11 protein-coding genes are annotated in these 16,780 nt (G+C 53.9%); 7 read left to right on the forward strand and 4 right to left on the reverse strand.

Annotated elements, in window-relative coordinates; genetic code table 11:
- Positions 1 to 31 precede the first annotated feature (31 nt).
- From H5P27_RS18425 to H5P27_RS18440, 4 genes are read right to left on the reverse strand one after another with little or no spacing between them, the layout of a single operon-like run.
- On the reverse strand, positions 32 to 1,021 hold the full coding sequence (locus H5P27_RS18425; protein ID WP_221774788.1) for a glycoside hydrolase family 43 protein: 990 nt from the start codon (positions 1,019 to 1,021) through the stop codon (positions 32 to 34).
- A gap of 29 nt (positions 1,022 to 1,050) precedes the next feature.
- Positions 1,051 to 2,655 carry a DUF5060 domain-containing protein gene (locus tag H5P27_RS18430; RefSeq protein WP_185661893.1) on the reverse strand — a complete coding sequence of 535 codons (1,605 nt, stop codon included), beginning with the start codon at positions 2,653 to 2,655 and terminating at the stop codon, positions 1,051 to 1,053.
- 40 nt (positions 2,656 to 2,695) lie between these two features.
- Positions 2,696 to 5,680, reverse strand: a complete 2,985-nt coding sequence (locus tag H5P27_RS18435; RefSeq protein WP_185661894.1) for a DUF6298 domain-containing protein — start codon at positions 5,678 to 5,680, stop codon at positions 2,696 to 2,698.
- A gap of 2 nt (positions 5,681 to 5,682) precedes the next feature.
- Positions 5,683 to 7,314 (reverse strand): MGH1-like glycoside hydrolase domain-containing protein, encoded by a 1,632-nt coding sequence (locus H5P27_RS18440; RefSeq protein ID WP_221774789.1) that lies wholly within the window; start codon positions 7,312 to 7,314, stop codon positions 5,683 to 5,685.
- Between the two features lie 288 nt (positions 7,315 to 7,602).
- Here H5P27_RS18440 and H5P27_RS18445 point away from each other — a divergent pair, with 288 nt between their 5' ends.
- From H5P27_RS18445 to H5P27_RS18475, 7 genes are all read left to right on the forward strand, one after another.
- Positions 7,603 to 8,691 (forward strand): LacI family DNA-binding transcriptional regulator, encoded by a 1,089-nt coding sequence (locus H5P27_RS18445; RefSeq protein WP_185661895.1) that lies wholly within the window; start codon positions 7,603 to 7,605, stop codon positions 8,689 to 8,691.
- Positions 8,692 to 9,039: 348 nt separating this feature from the next.
- Positions 9,040 to 10,578, forward strand: coding sequence for a sodium:solute symporter family transporter (locus H5P27_RS18450; RefSeq protein ID WP_185661896.1), 1,539 nt, complete (start codon positions 9,040 to 9,042; stop codon positions 10,576 to 10,578).
- Positions 10,571 to 11,755: an iron-containing alcohol dehydrogenase gene (locus H5P27_RS18455; RefSeq protein ID WP_185661897.1), complete on the forward strand. Its 1,185-nt coding sequence runs from the start codon at positions 10,571 to 10,573 to the stop codon at positions 11,753 to 11,755. Before H5P27_RS18450 ends, H5P27_RS18455 begins: the two co-directional genes overlap by 8 nt.
- A 2-nt stretch (positions 11,756 to 11,757) precedes the next feature.
- The gene (locus H5P27_RS18460; RefSeq protein ID WP_185661898.1) at positions 11,758 to 12,672 is read left to right on the forward strand and encodes a dihydrodipicolinate synthase family protein; all 915 of its coding nucleotides are present in this window, start codon (positions 11,758 to 11,760) and stop codon (positions 12,670 to 12,672) included.
- The gene (locus H5P27_RS18465; RefSeq protein ID WP_185661899.1) at positions 12,673 to 13,860 is read left to right on the forward strand and encodes a four-carbon acid sugar kinase family protein; all 1,188 of its coding nucleotides are present in this window, start codon (positions 12,673 to 12,675) and stop codon (positions 13,858 to 13,860) included.
- Between the two features lie 4 nt (positions 13,861 to 13,864).
- Positions 13,865 to 14,872, forward strand: a complete 1,008-nt coding sequence (pdxA, locus tag H5P27_RS18470; protein WP_185661900.1) for a 4-hydroxythreonine-4-phosphate dehydrogenase PdxA — start codon at positions 13,865 to 13,867, stop codon at positions 14,870 to 14,872.
- A 31-nt stretch (positions 14,873 to 14,903) separates the two neighbouring features.
- The gene (locus tag H5P27_RS18475; protein ID WP_185661901.1) at positions 14,904 to 16,772 is read left to right on the forward strand and encodes a hypothetical protein; all 1,869 of its coding nucleotides are present in this window, start codon (positions 14,904 to 14,906) and stop codon (positions 16,770 to 16,772) included.
- Positions 16,773 to 16,780: the final 8 nt, after the last annotated feature.

The following is a 16,780-nucleotide window of genomic DNA, read 5'->3' on the forward strand; positions in this document are numbered from 1 at the left end:
GATAAATTGGGGGTTAAATGGATTGGGTAACTTAAAGAGCCAGCAAAGGCTCAAGTATGGAGCGATCCACCTCTATGAAGCAGCCATGCCGTACGTCTTTGGGAAAATGCAATAGGTCGCTCACATCCTCCCAATTTTCCAAGTCCTTGGAGCGAACGGCTCCGTACTTGTTAAGCATGTGCTTGTCGAAATACACGTACCAATAGTCATCGATCTTAAAGGGCGATGGGCCCTCAGACCAATAGTCTCCGGTGATAGCGGGTGACGGAGCCGAAAATGGACCGTGCGAAGTCTTGGCACGAACCAGACGGATGTTCTTCTCTGTGGTTGGGCTGAGTTGCTCGTGCTTGACGAACATCAGCCAATCGTCTCCGTCTTCCGCAAGGATCGCGTCGATGACATTGAAGCCTCCATCGTAATAGAGTCGGGTCGGCGTGAAATTTTCGAAATCTTCCGTAGTCGTAACGTAAATACGGTGATTGCGGGTTGGGCGTCGATTCGAGAGAGCTGACTCAGGAAAGGTACCGGGAATGGTAGTCGACCACAGGATTAGAAAATTCTGCTCGCTCGAATCCCAGTAAATCTCGGGAGCCCAGCTATTCTGTGCGTCGGGCTCATGTGTCATGACGGGTATCGTCTTCTGCTCGCTCCAATGAACAAAATCTTTGGTCGAAGCATAGCCAATCGTCTTGCTGCCCCATGAGTCGGTCCAAACCATGTGGTAGGTACCGTCTGGCCCTTTCGTCACAGACGGGTCTCGAATAAGTTTCGACTCGCCTACCTCGGGATGCAGGAAACTCTCCCCGTCTTTGAGTAATTCCCAAGTGAAACCATCACGGCTCCAAGCGAGGTGCATACCGGAGTCCCCATTCCAATAGAAGTGAGGAAAGAGGTAAGCTTTCTCTGGAACGCTTTGCTCATCTTGCGCAAATGCGTACATTGCGGCTGCGAAAGCGAGAGTCGAGACGACCAGACGCGTAATCGTCTTTCCAATACGTGTTGGGTTTGGGGCAAAAGTCATGTCGAAGTTTAGATTTGGGGATCCGACTTTTAGTTAACTCGGGTAATCCGCAGCGCTTGGTAGGGCTTGCCATCCAGCTGAATGGAGCGGCCCTTCGTATCGTAGTGGTGGTAGTCCTTCTTTTCGCCGATCTCGAAAACGCCCTTAACCGGTGTGATGGTCATGTTCCACGCATCGATTATTTCGACCTTGAACTTCATGCCGGCCTCGAGGCCTTTGTAGAGTTTGAACTCCCACTCTTCGGGCGCTTGCCGGCCAAAGTAGGTCAAATACTGCACTCCTGGCTGACCCACTGTCGGATCCCAATGCCACTTATCGATTGGTTCGAATCCGCCAAGCGGGCCGTTTTCGAGGATTTCCAGCAGGAAGGCCAAGCGTTCAGGGCTGTCTCCTTTGAGCTCTCCTCCTTGGCCAAGCCAAACGACCTGACTCGTGTCTTCGTCGTCAAAGATGAATTCGCTATGACCTCCGTAGGTACCGGCCGCCGTTGCTGCCCAGAAGCGGTGTACGAGGTCCTCTCCAGTGAGTTGAGCCCAACGCAGATCGTGATTGCCCTCGTATTCAAGCTCATCGTACACGACCGGCTTGCGATAAACATCGCGATAGAGCTGAGCCGCGGTTACGGTATCGGCTGCCGCGCCGTTCTGAATGGAAGCGTGCGTTACCCAAGGCTTATTGTTGTCATAGATCTCCTTACCATTGTGAATGGAACGCAAGTGTCCGTAAGGATCCGCATCGACGACCACTTGAAAGTTGCGATCCCAATCGGCATCGGTCTTGTTGCGGACAAAATCGAATTCGTTGGCGATCGACCACCAAACATTTCGGTAAGAAGACAAACGGGCCACGATGTATCGAATGTAGCGCTCTTCGGTAGCATCATCCATGTGATCGAGTCCCCAGATATGGTCATCGTCGTAAGGGTGAAAGAGAATCAAGTCCGCTTCGATACCTAGGTCCTGCAGGTTTTGGACACGCATTTCGAGGTGCTGGAAGAATTCTGGATTGAAGCGCTCGTAGTTAGGGTCCGTCCCCTCGCCTTCAAACGGGAAGCGCTCGGGGGGCATTGGTTGGCTTTGATCCATCTTGGTGCCATGGGTTTGCGGAAAGACGCACATTCGTAGCTTGTTGAAGGGAGATTCTTCTAGAGTCTTCAGCGTCAACTCTTCGAACTCCGCAGGGCGATGCGTCCAGGTGTAGGACGTTGTACCCATGACCCAATACGGGGTCTCATCTGCATACGCGAAATGGTATGTGTTGTAGACACTTACAGGGCCATGGTTGTCAGAGCTCGGAGCTACGACTTCGAATTCGCCGACTTGGTTCGAGAGTTCCCAAGCGCTGCTTTGGGTACGATACCTCCATTCTCCCGTGGCTTCGGGCATGAATCGAATTCTATAAACCCCGTCACCGTCATAAAAACCGGATACTGTCTTGGTTTCGAATCCATTCGTGAAAGTTGCCTCTAGCTCAACTTCCATAAAGGGGTTTCCCTCGGCTGGACCGTTTAGTAAGATTTCAAAGCGTCCCCACTTTTCGACGACAGCATCCTCGGCTGACGCAGTGACAACGAAAAAGGCAAAACACGTGCTAGCGAGGGCTAACAGACGGGGCAAATTCAATTTGGGTTTCATTGGGTTTGAGTGAGAAATGGAGTATTACGTTTAGGGGGGATCAGCGGCGGTGGAGCCAGTAGAGGCCATTTGACGCCATTGCTGTTTTCAGCTTTTTATTTTGAGATTTGTAGATACCGATTGAATCAGCTTTTCCTGTGCCGCTATCGATCTGAAAAAATTCGTATTCGTTCTTTGGATCCAGCAGGACATTATCGAGAGCGGCACCATCGAGCGAACGTACAAGAAGATCGCCAGCATCGCTACGCATGACCCAAACCGAGTCATTCCCAGATTCGACGGGACGGGATTCGGCCAACAACTGCAACAGCCGGGCATCCGTCCGCTTAGGAAGCGGTGCGAGCGATCCACCAGCGATTATGTAAGCCCATACATCCTTGATGGCTAAGGGGGTAATGATCGCCTTTTCAGGGTACTTGAGACGATACTCTAAAACCATTCGCGCCAAAGATTGACCGGAGGGACGTCCGCCTTTCCACTTACGTTCGTGCTGACGTGGAGCTAAACTCACACCGCCTTCCGGAGCGTACAAAGCGTCATCAGTATACCACCAGTATTGGAAATCAATTACGTCTACAATCTTGGAGCGGACAGGATCGGACAAGATCGCGTCCTGCACGTCTTTGGTACAGCTTAGCCCGATAATCGGATCCCTTCCCGTTTCTTGCTGCCACTCGGAAACGGTATCCAACCAAAACCGCATGAAGTGCAGCGGCCCGGTATACTCGGCCCCAACGGTGTGGATAACGTTAGGATCCTCCGCCAAGTTATCCAAACACTTGCGAATGTAGGCTCGAGCGACGTCCCTTAGGATCGGCTTCGAAATATCATACCACTCATCCGCCATACGGATGGTGTCGCCATGGAAAGGCGGTGGCTCTGGGAAGCCAGTTTTTTGAATCGCATTGGTCGGACGCCATGGATTATCCACCCAGTGGGCACCGGATTCGATGATGTTATGCTGAAAGAACATCTCATTGACCAGTACCAGTCCCTTCTCTTCAGCTAGTTCAGCAAAGGAATCCAAACGCTCAAAATACCAAGAGTTGTATTTGAAAAGGTCGTACTTGCTTAGTCCATCCCACGCGGAACCGACCCCGCTACGAGAAAAGGCCTGCTCGTAAAAAGGTGGCCAAACGTCTCCCGAACTCCGGCGAGTCATCTGGTGATCGTCTCGCCGACGATCGTACCAAAGCCCGTAATGATGCCGCAGGGCGACGTCGCCCCGCTCACTCATTTGGTCCGTCATTTCGTCCAAATCATCAGTGAGGCCGGATCCGGAACGGCCTGGAGTAAAACGAGTAATGCTGTATCCAAATTGGTCTGATCGTGTGGGTAGAAGACGCCCACGCCACCACGTGATGTTGCGATCCTGGCCAATGAGCGGCAATCCCTCTGCCTGCAGTTGGCCACCAACCAACTTCATCGACTTCTTGGGAGTAGGTTGAACTTCGGGAATCTCAGGCAAAACTTGCTCCAGTTCCGGAACAGCCATTCGATTAGAAATATAAAGGCGTTTCTTGAGAGACTCCTCAGCATTCCCTCCAAGTCGATCGCCCAACTGTGCGATGTAGAGACTTTCTGGATTGGCGAATTCGCTCGTCTGGATCCAGGTTCCATCTCCGTGGAAAAGGGCCCAAACACCCATCGCCCAATTGTTGGCAGTCGGAGGTCTCCGGGTAATGATATCGGCAGCAGAACTTTGGTAGATCACGCTGTTGGCCGCAGCCCAACCGACGCCTTGGTTCCAGATCTCTCGGTTATCCAAAGCAATCGCGCCGCCATCGATGTGAACGTTGTCGAACAAAATTCCCGACGCCCAATGTCCAATCGAGCCGCTCGTTCCGCGACTAACCGAAGCGGAACAATGCAGAAATACATTCGGACCACCTGCTAGGTACCCAACGGTGAAATCGTCGATAGCCTCTTCCGAGAAGCAGCGTAGAAACAGGGTTTGTTGCCCGTAAGTATTAAAACTTTGGCGACGATATCCGCCGATTTCGGATACTGGATCGAGATAAGAACAATCCTGCACCGTGACGCGGCGGCAGTCTTCCCCCACCCTCACAGACGACATTGCAAAGTGTTTGGCAGAAACATCACTAACCCAGGAGTCGACCGCTCCATTAAGCGAAACGGCAACCCAGCTATGGTTCTCATCCTTCGGGTTCTCTGTATTGAAATCGCTGACACACTGGAGGGATTCAATCCCGACCATTGTGATCGCGTCGGAGGAAATAAACTTTTGGACGTAGGACCGACCGTATTTGGCATCTAGGGCTGTCGTGAAGGGAGCGTCCAACTCGAGCGTGTTTCCTCTCTTGCCGACCACGACGCGGTCCCAGTGCAAAATTACAGTCTCACCTCGCCAATTGAACGGCGTGCGAGCGGGAGCCTTGTCCATACCGAGATCGCGAGCCCATTCCTTACTTCCGGGGCGGGTAATGCGAATCGAATCTCCTACCGAAATGCCTGAAGCGTCCGACACCTTAAGCTCCTTGCTTCCTACCGGAAGGTAGTCGCCCTGAACTTCGCGGCTCTTCTCCTCTAGTACGGGAGCTGCACTCTTTCCTACCGCAATCAAGTCTCGGCGTCCCTCTCCAGTAGCCCGCAGGATTGTGCTGCGGTCATTTCCGGTGAAGCCTCGCAAAACCACTCCACTCGCCCGGATCTTCAGTTGACCCGAAACCTGAAACTCGCCCGGGGCTAGTTCGACTGCTCCGCGGATCCCGCGCTTGTCGAGCGGCAAAGCGGAAACCCAATCAATAGCAGCCTGCAGACGCCTGGTATCATCTTCACCCGAGGGGCTGAGCCGGACTTTGGCATCTACTCGAGGAAGAGCCACTCCGCCTCCCATGTATCCAGCACTTGAAAAGTCCGGGATCACATTGCCCGATTCATCGGCATCGTAGCGCAATGAGCCATCCTCTTCCTGATGGATAACCTGCCGAACTTGCTCGGCAAAACAGAGCGTCGAAAACGCGAAAAAGAGAGCGATTGAAGCTATGAGGCGCACAGGCTTCATCCTTATAGAGTTCCTTCCAGTCGGCCAAGGGTTTCGCGTTGGGCAACCAATTTACCGTCAACTAGCAGACTCATGCCTGCGCCACGCCCGTACCGTTCACCCGTCTTGTCCCAAATAATTGTCACAGATCGGCCGTGATAAGGGACGCCATCCAAGCAGAACCAGTCCCAAGTCCCCTCCGGCAAAAGCGGATCAACCACAAGCGTATCAGTCTCTTGGGGACGCAAGCCTATCAGGTTCGCGATCAACAGGTCCGCATAAGTGGAGTGATGATAAAATTTGCTACGCGGATTCTCGCCCTTGAGCCAAGCTCCGGTCACCTCGTCCTGGTATTCGCCAATGTACGGGATATCGCCCCAACGTTGAGCGCGAGTGTAGGTCACGAAGGCCTCGAGGAAGTCTTTCTTCGCGATGGAGTCCTGCGGGTAGTTACGAAGCACATTGGCCATGGCATTTAGCGTCTGCGAAGTCGCATAGGGCCAGATCGCTCCATCCCACTCGCAGCTTCCCACCCCGTGCGATCGGAATTCAGGATGCCTTCTCTCTGCCGTAGTCAGTCCGAAAGGAGCTTTGAAGCCCTCCTCGTCGAGCACCTGCAGCCAAGCGGCTTCGTAGCCTTGGCTCTTTTCCGGCAAATTGAAGTACCAAGGAATGAAGCCGATCGCCTCCCTGACTTCCGCGAAGGAGCCGTCCTCTTTAACCACTTCGAAAAAAGCTGAGTCCGGATTCCAAAGCGTATCCATCGTTTTTTGACGGAACTCGGCCGCCTCTGCGGCGAAATAGTCGGCCCTCTCGTCTTTTCCCAGCATCTCTACCATTTTCTCCAGAGCGACCGCGTTTCCGAACATGTAGCTGTTGATGGTTGGACGAATGTTTTTCTCGTGACGTCCGCCCGAGATGGATTCCTCCATGGCATCCCATACATCGGCTTGCCAGAAGAGGCCGTTTTCTAGCTGCTTCTCTTCCTTCCAGAGTTCGTAATCGGCTACAAACCGGTCAAACCGTTCCTCTAAGAAACTGGAATCACCAGTGGCCAAATAACGCTGCCATAGAGCGTCATAGAGCCAAGAGCTGTAACGGTGAAAATGCCCTTGAGGCTCACCATCTTTTCCCACCATCCAGTAGTCGAGGTAGGAGTCGTCCTTACTCTGGTCCACTAGCCAACGCGTCTCCATAAAATGGTGACCCAGCGCACTCGCGATAGTCCGTTCTGGTGGAATGAAACTCGCGGTGGTGTCCAGCTCTATGAACTCGGTGTAGGCGAAATAGTCACCCACCTCCTTCAAGTGCTTACGGAGCGCCCACCAGCGGAAGTAGTAGATCTCCTCCATATCTTCGTCCGGGCTATCGAAGAAAGGAATATTGGCTTTCATCCATTCCCAAGACTGAGCGTTGGGGATCAGGTTGACGACAGCCTCATCGTCGAAGGCATTGAAGCTCTCGACGTAAGCCTCCGCGTCGACTCCGTCTAAGACCGCCATGCGGCCAGCGGGGTCTTCCACTGAACACGCTCCGAAAAGCGACACGCAAGCCAAGCCGAACATCGAAAGGCAGGTTTTGCTAGAAGGGTTTCGAAACGGCCGGCTCGAAGCTAATGCTTTGCGCAGGACAGCGATGGGGGGCGATATCGACATAGAAACAAAAAGGGAATGCAGGATAAACGAGTTTTAACTAAACGAGGGGCAGAAGACAAACGACTATCGGAGGCTTATTTCGAACGAACACCTCCAATTCGCCGGGGCATGAAAATCGGGATATATCGAGATCACCATTTGACAGAAACGCCGTTCGGGTTTTTTATTTCATTAATTATTTCAAATGAAATAATCTTCAGACTTGAAATACGCTGTCAATATTTTTTACCTCACCAATCCTCTACTTACCGGACAAGGCTACCAAGATTTCCGATTTCCTCCTCAAGCATGACCACACCTAAGAAAAACAGCCGTTCCACCATCGCCGACGTTGCGAGAAAAGCCGAAGTTGCCATCGGCACCGTATCTCGCGTTTTCAACAACCACCCAGACGTAAACGAGGAGATACGCCAAAGGGTGAACGACGCGGTGAACGAGCTGAATTACGTACGTCTACGCAACCGCAAGCGCCCCCGCGAATCGAGCGACCGCCGAGTGGGGAACATCGGGCTAGTCTTCTTCGGTATGGACGACACCTTAGTGCAGCTTCCCGTCGTGAGCACCGCGGTGCACGGCATCGAAAGCGCCCTATCCAACCAAGGGTACAACCTCATGCTCGCCAACATCCCCAACGGCGACCGCACCCCGCATTTCATCTCGGACCAGCACATCGAAGGGCTGATACTGAAAGGGCCAAACCAAGGCTCGCTCCCCTCCGAAACCAAACGCAGCCTCCTCAGCCGCGTCTACTCGACACCACATATCTGGCTCATGGGTCGCTTGCCCAACGCAGTCGGGGACCATTGTAACTTCGACACCGAAGTGGCGGGTCGCCTCGTAGCGGAACATCTACACGAATACGGCCACCGCAAGACCGCCTTCCTCAACCCAAAGCCGGGCCACATTCAGTTCGAGAAAATGAAGACAGCCTTCCACGCGTACTCCGCGCTTCTCGGCCACCAGTCGACCACCTTGGAAGTCGACCGCCCCACAGCCATCGAATGGCCCCTACCCGCCACCACCCAACAGGACAAGGTCGACCTCTTGGTGGACCGCTGGATCGAAACCCCGAAGAATGACCGGCCCACCGCCCTCTTCGTACCCTCCGACCGGACCGCGACCCAGACCTATTCGGCACTTTCCCAAAGAGGCCTCAAAGTAGGCTCGGACGTCAGCATCATTTCCTGCAACAACGAGAAACCGCTGCTCGCCAACCTTTCGCCCGCCCTGACCACCATCGACGTGCACGCCGAAGCAATTGGCCAAAAAGCAGTCGACCAACTCCTGTGGAGGATAGCCAACCCGAGTCAGAAGCACTATTTCCAGTGCCTGGTCGAGCCGACCCTAGTCGTTAGGGACTCGGTCAAGAAGCTCTAGCAGGGGCGGCTACCGCCACGCTGCGGGCTTACTGACAACCAAAACGCGTCGTTTCCTCCCCCACAGGGAGCCTTGCCATGACGTGCCCGCGAGGCAGGCTTCGCCCCATCCCGAGAGCAAGGACTTTCAGGCTAAAAGAGCGATCAGCCCCCACTTCCCCAACGACCGAGCAAAACAGAGGGAGCGGGGAAACCGGATTTGATGAATTTATGCCAAAGCGTAAATGAAACAAAATCCCCTATATCATCTTTTTTCATGAAAATATACTTGCTCTTTTCATGGCCCAAACTTTGTTAAACCACTCCGAGGCAACTCGGAATCCCCTAAAATATCCCACCCCTCTCTACCTTGAGTTCCTTAGATTACGTCGTCATCGGCATCTACATGCTTGCTATTGCATTGATCAGTTACGCTGCCTCTCGTCGTCAGAAAACATCAGCTGACTATTTCATCGCTGGGCGCTCGATGCCTGCGTGGGCGGTGGCAATGACTCTCATGGCCACCATTATAGGCAGCGGCACGATCGTTGGACTGCCCGGTTCGACCTTCCAGAAGGGGATGATCTTGTTGCTCGGAAACATGACGCTTCCTCTCGTCCTGATAATCGTAGCGAAATTCATAGTCCCTTTCTATCGCAACGTCGTCGGCATGAGCGCCTACGAGTACATCGGCCAACGTTTCGGGCTAGGCGGAAAATTCTACGCCTCCTTTGGCTTTCTGGCGGATCGCATTTTCGACCTCGGCGTCACCTTGGTCACCACTGCGCTGGCAGTACACGTCATGACTGGCTGGGAGTTGTCCAACGTCATCCTTGGCATCGGATTGTTTACCGTTGTCTACACGATGGCAGGCGGCATGCAGGCGGTGGTCTGGACCAGCGTGGTGCAGGGCGCCATCTTCGTGGGCGCCGCCATACTCATCACCGCACGACTAATCTTCGCAACTGAATTAGGAGATCCCGGAGCCGTTATCGGCGCCGCATGGGAAGGAGGTCGCTTCAGCCTAGGAGACTTCACCTTGAGCGCAGAGAGTCTAACCGACCCGGCTCAAAAGACCCAGTGGCTCCTAATCGTGGCGTACATGATCAACTGGGGCCGCAGATACATATCAGACCAGCATATGGTCCAACGCTATCTGATCGCAAAAACGGACCGCGAAGCCAGCCGAGGAGCCCTCTGGAACGCTTTAATGTGCGTGCCGGTTTGGACGACCTTCATGTTTATTGGGGCCTGCCTTTGGGGATACTACCAACTGTCAGGCGAATCCGGACCGGACCTCGCCGATAACGCCGTCCCTTATTTCATTCTGAATCACATGCCGGCCGGGATTATCGGACTCATATTGGCAGCCATCTTGGCTGCATCGATGTCCTCCATCAGCGCTGACCTGAACAGCATAGCTACGGTGGCTACGGGCGATTACCTCTTACACTTCCTGCCAAACCTGCCGGACAAGGCGAAGCTTCTCAGCGGCAGGTTTTTCGTAGCCCTCGCCGGAGCATTCGCCGTGGGCACCGCCCTTCTCTTAATCCCCGAAAAAGGACTGGCCTCCATCATGGAGCGGGCTGTAACCATCGCGGCCATACTTTCGGGCGGTACACTCGGTTTCTTCCTGCTTGGGTTTCTAACCCGTACCGCGACCCGGACCGGAGCTTACATCGGGATCCTCGCCTGCCTAGCTTTCACCGCTTGGGGAATCCTAACCACCGGAGCGGACCAGCGGATCTTGGACCTAGGATTTAACTTCAATTGGAACCCGATCCTGATCGGCATCTTCGGACACTTGATCCTCTTTTTCACCGGATACCTTACCAGCAAACTATTCGGCGGATATCGACCCGAAAACGTCGATCAGCTAACTTTCAGACGCAGCAAGGCTCATGCTTGATTCCACTAAAACGAAACAGGCCCAAGACTTGAGGCCCATCACACTCCTTCAACCCGCGAAAATCGCATTTGGAGCAGGCTGCAGCCTGCAAGCGGCAGACGACTTGAAGAACCGCGGCCTGAAGTCGGTAGCCATTTTTGCCTCAGAGCCGACTCGATTCCTCACGGACTCTCTCATCGCAAAGCTGGAAGAAGAGCAATTCACTATCCACGTCCACGCTGGAAAAGCGGCAGAGCCAACGTTTCAAGACGCAGTGGAAGCAGCAGCCTGGCTGGAGCAGACCGGAGCCCAAGCAGTAATTGGTTTCGGAGGTGGGAGCGTCATAGACGTCGCCAAGATAGCCTCCGCTACTGCCCACCAGGACGCTCCACTCGACAATTACGTCGGTAACGGACTTTTGCCCAAGCGTACACTCCCCCTTTTCGCTATCCCAACGACAGCAGGAGCCGGGAGCGAAGCCTCCCCCAATGCCATCTTTTTGGATACGGAAGCCCAGCTCAAAAAGGGAGTGATCAGCCCGTGGCTCATGCCAGACGCGGCCTACGTCGATCCAGAGCTAACCTACTCCCTTCCCGCTTCCATTACGGCCGCAACCGCTCTCGACGCCCTCTCTCACTGCGTGGAGGCCTACGCCAACCGGAATGCCCATCCCCTCGTAGACGTTTACGCGCTGAAGGGAACAGAACTCATTTTCAACAACCTTGCCGCTGCCCTTGAAAACAGTCGGGACACGCAAGCTCGCTCAGCCCTCGCTCTAGGCAGCCTGTACGGCGGACTTTGTCTTGGCCCTGTGAATACAGCCGCGATTCATGCCTTGTCCTATCCCTTGGGCAGTGAATACCATGTGCCGCACGGACTCTCCAACGCCGTGCTCATGCCCCATGTGTTGCGATTCAACGCCGCAACCTCGCCGGAGCGATATGCCCAACTCGCCCAATCTCTAGGACTTGGCGATCCAAACGCCACGACAGAAAACCTAGCGGAACGCTTCATCAAAGCGATCGAACAGCTTTGCGTCGATTGTTCCATAACCTCAACCCTGTCCGATTTCGGAGTTTCCCAAAGCGACGTACCCCGCATGGCCGCCTCCGCTATCACAATCCAAAGACTCTTGGTGAACAACTTGCGAGAGCTATCCCAAGCGGATGCGGAAGGCATCTACCAAAATGCGTTTTAAGAATGAAACAGCCTAACAAACACAGAGGCACCATCGTCCCAATGGTCACGCCGCTCACAGAGGATTTCACACTCGACGTGGAAGCTGCTGAGCAAATGGTCGACCGCCTTGCTTCCCATGGACTCGGAGCCTTCGTCCTAGGCACTACCGGCGAAGCTGCATCAGTGCAATTCGACGACCGGAGGCGTCTCGTCGAGATCGCCGCAAAAACGGCAGACGGTCGAGTCCCGGTGTATGCAGGAATCGGAGACAACTGCGTCCTGGACTCTATTGAAACAGCCAAGCAATTCCTATCGTTCGGCATCGACGCCGTAGTCGCCCCACTACCGGCTTATTATGCGCTCACCGCCCAGGAGATGCTGGACTTCTTCGCACTCCTTTCGAAATCGATCAACGGCGACATCGTTCCCTACAACATTCCGCAAGCGACTCACATGTCCATTCCTATCGAGGTGGTAAAACGCTTCGCGGATTGGGAAAACATCGTAGGATTTAAAGACTCCGAAAACGCTGCTGGACGGCTTGACGAGGTAGCTAAACTCGGAGGTCGCTCCGACTTTTCCATCTTCATGGGGGTCGCCCGCCTATCCTTGCTGGCCATGCAAGCCAGCTACGATGGGCTGGTACCAAGTTCCGGTAACATCGCTCCCCAACTGTGGGCAGTGTTCGGGGAGACCTGTGCTGGAAAAGATTGGGAACAAGCAGAACTTCTCCAGAACAAGCTCAACGATATCGCTTTAATATTCCAACGAGACCGCACTCTGGGCCAATCAATCGCAACCTTGAAGGCTTGCACCACTGCCCTTGGCCTCGGCCAACCGTACGTGGCTCCACCTTTGCAAACGCGTCCGGAATCAGAACTCTCGCCTTTGAAGACCGAGCTGGCTCTGCACATCGAGCTTCCTTCCGCGCTTTAGGTGAGACAATGGGGAGGAAACCGGATGATCGTGGTAGCTGACGATTTCACGGGAGCGGCGGAGATCGCCGCCGTTTCCTTCGAAGGCGGCTACTCGGCGAGGGTCCATCGCGTCAAAGCTCCGATTGACTTGCAACCGGATTGTCATCTTGTGCTGGATACGGACAGCAGACTCAAATCAAGCGAGCAAACGAAGGCCGTACTAGCTCCGATTTCGAAAGCCCTTTCATCGTTTCCGGCAATTCCCGTCTACAAAAAAGTAGATTCCATCCTGAGGGGAAACGTCAGCCTAGAGCTCTGCTTGCTTGCCCAAATCCTAGGCAAGAAGCGTATCCTTTTGCTTCCGCAAAACCCAAGCGGCGGCAGAACGATAAAAGACCGCACCTACCGCATCAACGGCATTCCACTGAGCCAAACTGAGTTCGCCTCGGATCCTACCCACCCCGCCCAAAGCGATAGTCCACTCGACCTGCTGGGCCAAACACACGGTTGGTCGGTGAGTTACTGCTCGATAGGCGACGCGCTACCAACCGCAGGGATCGTCATACTAGAAGCGGAAAGAGACTCTGAAGTCCAGCGCTGGAGTAAACAAGTGAAACCAGACGATCTCGCGGCGGGTGGTCGGGACTTCTATCGCCACCTGGTCGGGACCACACAACGCGAGCCAAGGCCATTTGATTTGCCAACAAGCACTCTTCTAATCCAAGGCACCCTATCTCCTGAGCGGGAAAGGCTGCATCAAGCGCTCAAAGGGAATACCTACCTAGATCTGCAACTGTCCCCTGCTGCGAATCCCCAAAAATCCATCGATCTTTGCGCCTCGTCCGCAAGCGACATGATCAGCTCTAACGGTTTAGCCATCCTAGGTTTCAGGCGTGAGAACACATCAAGCGAATCGGCCGCAGCAGAAATAGAGCGAGCCCTACGAGCCGTTATCGCAACGGCCCTCAACTCCTCTAAAAACGTCGCTATCCATCTAGCCATCGAAGGAGGAGCTACAGCCGCCCTTATTTTAAAAATCCTAAATTTGGATACACTAGAGGTTATCCAAATATGGGGAGACGGAGTCGTCTCCCTACAATCGGAGAAAAGCCCGAACCTCACAATTACTACGAAACCCGGCAGCTACGCCTGGCCCCCAGCCCTGGTCGAGGCATTCTGCCCAAAAGTAATCGAACAAGAAGTCTAGTTTTATGAATACACTTTCTAAGCCCATTCTCGCAATTACGATGGGAGACGCCGCCGGGACTGGTCCCGAGATTATCGGCAAAGCATTCGTCGAGGAAAAGCTCAGCGAGCTATGTAATCCTGTGATTATCGGCGACTTTGCAGTCCTGCAGCAAGCGCTTGGCTACACGAAGGCTCCGATCTCCCTGCGTTCCATCAGCTCGATATCGGAAGCCAAATTCGAGGAAGGGACTCTCGATGTGCTTGACCAGAAAAATATCGACTTGAACAAACTCAGGCTGGGAGCCGTAGATCCCATGTGCGGGCAAGCCGCCTACGAGTACGTCAAAGTCGCAACCGAACTCAATCTCGCGGGGGAGGTACAGGGCATCGTTACCTGCGCTCTAAACAAAGAAGCGATGAACAAGGCCGGGCACCACTACGACGGGCATACCGGACTTTTGGCCGAACTTTGCGAACGGCCTGGAGCAACCATGATGTTGGCTGCCGAAAAGCTTCGCGTTAGCCATGTATCCACTCACGTGCCCCTCATCGAAGCTATTCATCGAGTTCGGCCGGAGCGGATCCTGAAAGTTGTTGAGTTGACCGACGAAGCCATCCGCAGGATCGGCGTGGAAAAACCTCACATCGCTGTAGCGGGACTAAATCCGCACGCGGGTGAAAACGGTTTATTCGGGGACGAAGAGATCAAATTCATCACTCCCGCAATTAGGGAGGCGAACAAGCGTGGCTTCCACGTTTCCGGTCCCTATCCGGGCGACACCGTTTTCTTCCGAGCGAATCAAGGCGAGTTTGACGCCACGATCGCCATGTATCACGACCAAGGACACGTGGCGGCGAAGATGCTGGGAATTTGGAAGGGCGTTAACGTGACGCTTGGCCTCCCAATTATCCGAACCTCCGTTGAACACGGAACCAATTTCGACCTCGCAGGAACAGGAAAATCAGACCCGCGCAGCCTAATCGAAGCGATCAAGCTCGCAGCTCAAATGTCTGCTGGAGCAGTCAAATAAACCCCTGACTGAAAAACAGCAACAGCCTGACATGAAACAGAAATCCCCCCTTACCAATTTCGCTCCTAGAAAGGTGAACCCCTCGGTCTCTCTCCTAGCTGGAGTCGCCCTTGGCAGCCTGACCGCCTGCGCTGCAAACACTGATACGAAAGAGATCGAACCGCCTATCGCTTACGCGACCGAGATTTCGGTCAGCACCGCTGCAGATGGCGGGCTCCGCCCCGCTATCGGCACTCAAAACATCCAGGTCTACCGAGCCAATCGCGCCGAGCCAACCCACCTGGACGGACTTGACCACACCTACCTGCATGCTCCGATGCTGGCTTATTGGAAAGGCAAGTTCCACCTCGATTACTTAAGCGCGCCAGTAAACGAGCACGACATGCCAACTCCGACTTCCTACACAAGCTCGGAGGACGGGGTTAATTGGGAAACACCAAAAACACTATTTCCATCCTACCAGCGGCCCAACGGAGAATACACCCTCACCCACCAACGTTCGAGCTTTTACATCGCTCCCAACGACAAGCTCTTGGCTACCGCTTTTCACGGAAAGTATCCAAGACCCAATGACGGAAGCGGCATTGGACGAGTGGTTCGCGAAATCAAAGAAGATGGAAGCTTTGGCCCCATTTATTTTATCCGCTACAATTCGCAGGAAGATTGGGATCCAGCGGATGCTGCCGAGTATCCCTTCTACACCGAAAGCAAAGATCAAGCCTTCAAGGACGCTTGCGAGTCCCTGCTAAGCAATAAGCTGATGACGGCCCAGTGGTGGGAAGAGGACCGCTCGGAAGACGGATTTTATCGCGAAAAAGGCAAAGCGCTCTCCTACTACCACATGCCGGATGGCAAGGTTGTCGGAATTTGGAAAAACGCAGTCACCATGACTACCGACGACGAAGGGGAATCTTGGATACGTACCGGATTCGCGAAAAACATCCCGATCAACTCCTCCAAGTATTGGGCCGAAAAGACGAAGGACGGCGACTACGCCCTCGTATTCAATCCAACCACTCGCCTACGCCATCCACTAGCGATCGCTACCAGTCAAGACGGGACGAACTTTGACAACCTCCTTTCAGTACACGGTGAACTCCCAGACCAACGCTTCCCTGGTTTGTACAAAAATATGGGACCTCAGTACGTTCGCGGAATTTCGGAAGGAAATGGTACGCCTCCGGATGAAGATCTCTGGCTTACCTACAGCGTTAATAAAGAAGACATCTGGGTCAGCCGAGTTCCCGCACCCGTCGAATTTGCGGTCGAAAAGAAGATATTTTTCGATGACTTCGAGACAAGTTCCCACAACGGCCTGCCAGAAAACTGGAACATATACCGTCCCATCTGGGCCCCGACCGAAGTGATCGACACTGATTCGAAACAGGGCATGGCACTCTCTCTCAGCGACGAGGATCCGAGCGACTATGCTAGCGTCACTCGAGTTTTCCCAAAAGGTCGTTCGGCTCTCATTCGTTTTAAGCTATTGCTGGAGCAAACAGACGGACGCCTCGAGATCGATGTAGCGAATGCCGAGGGACTTCGTCCGGTACAAATAGCGTTCACCGAAGACGGAAAAGTCGAAGCCCGCCACGAAGGTATCTGGAAACCAGCTGGTGAATACGAAGCGGGCAAATGGATGGATATCGAAATTGACGTAAACCCCAACAAAAACGTAGACCGCTTTCAATTCCGCATCAATGGCCAGGAAGTCCTCTACCGGATCGCCTATTTCACGGACCTAGCTCGAACTGTCGAGCGACTCACAATCCGTACCGGCGAATTCCGCTACCGTGGAGTGGGCGGCCAAGAGCTTCCCGAGTCTGACTACAAGGTTAAGAAGGCCATCTACCTCATAGACGACGTATCGATCGAAGCCAACCGCGAACCGCAGCCTTAGGCTACGAT

Source organism: Pelagicoccus albus, assembly GCF_014230145.1.
Classification (GTDB): domain Bacteria; phylum Verrucomicrobiota; class Verrucomicrobiia; order Opitutales; family Opitutaceae; genus Pelagicoccus; species Pelagicoccus albus.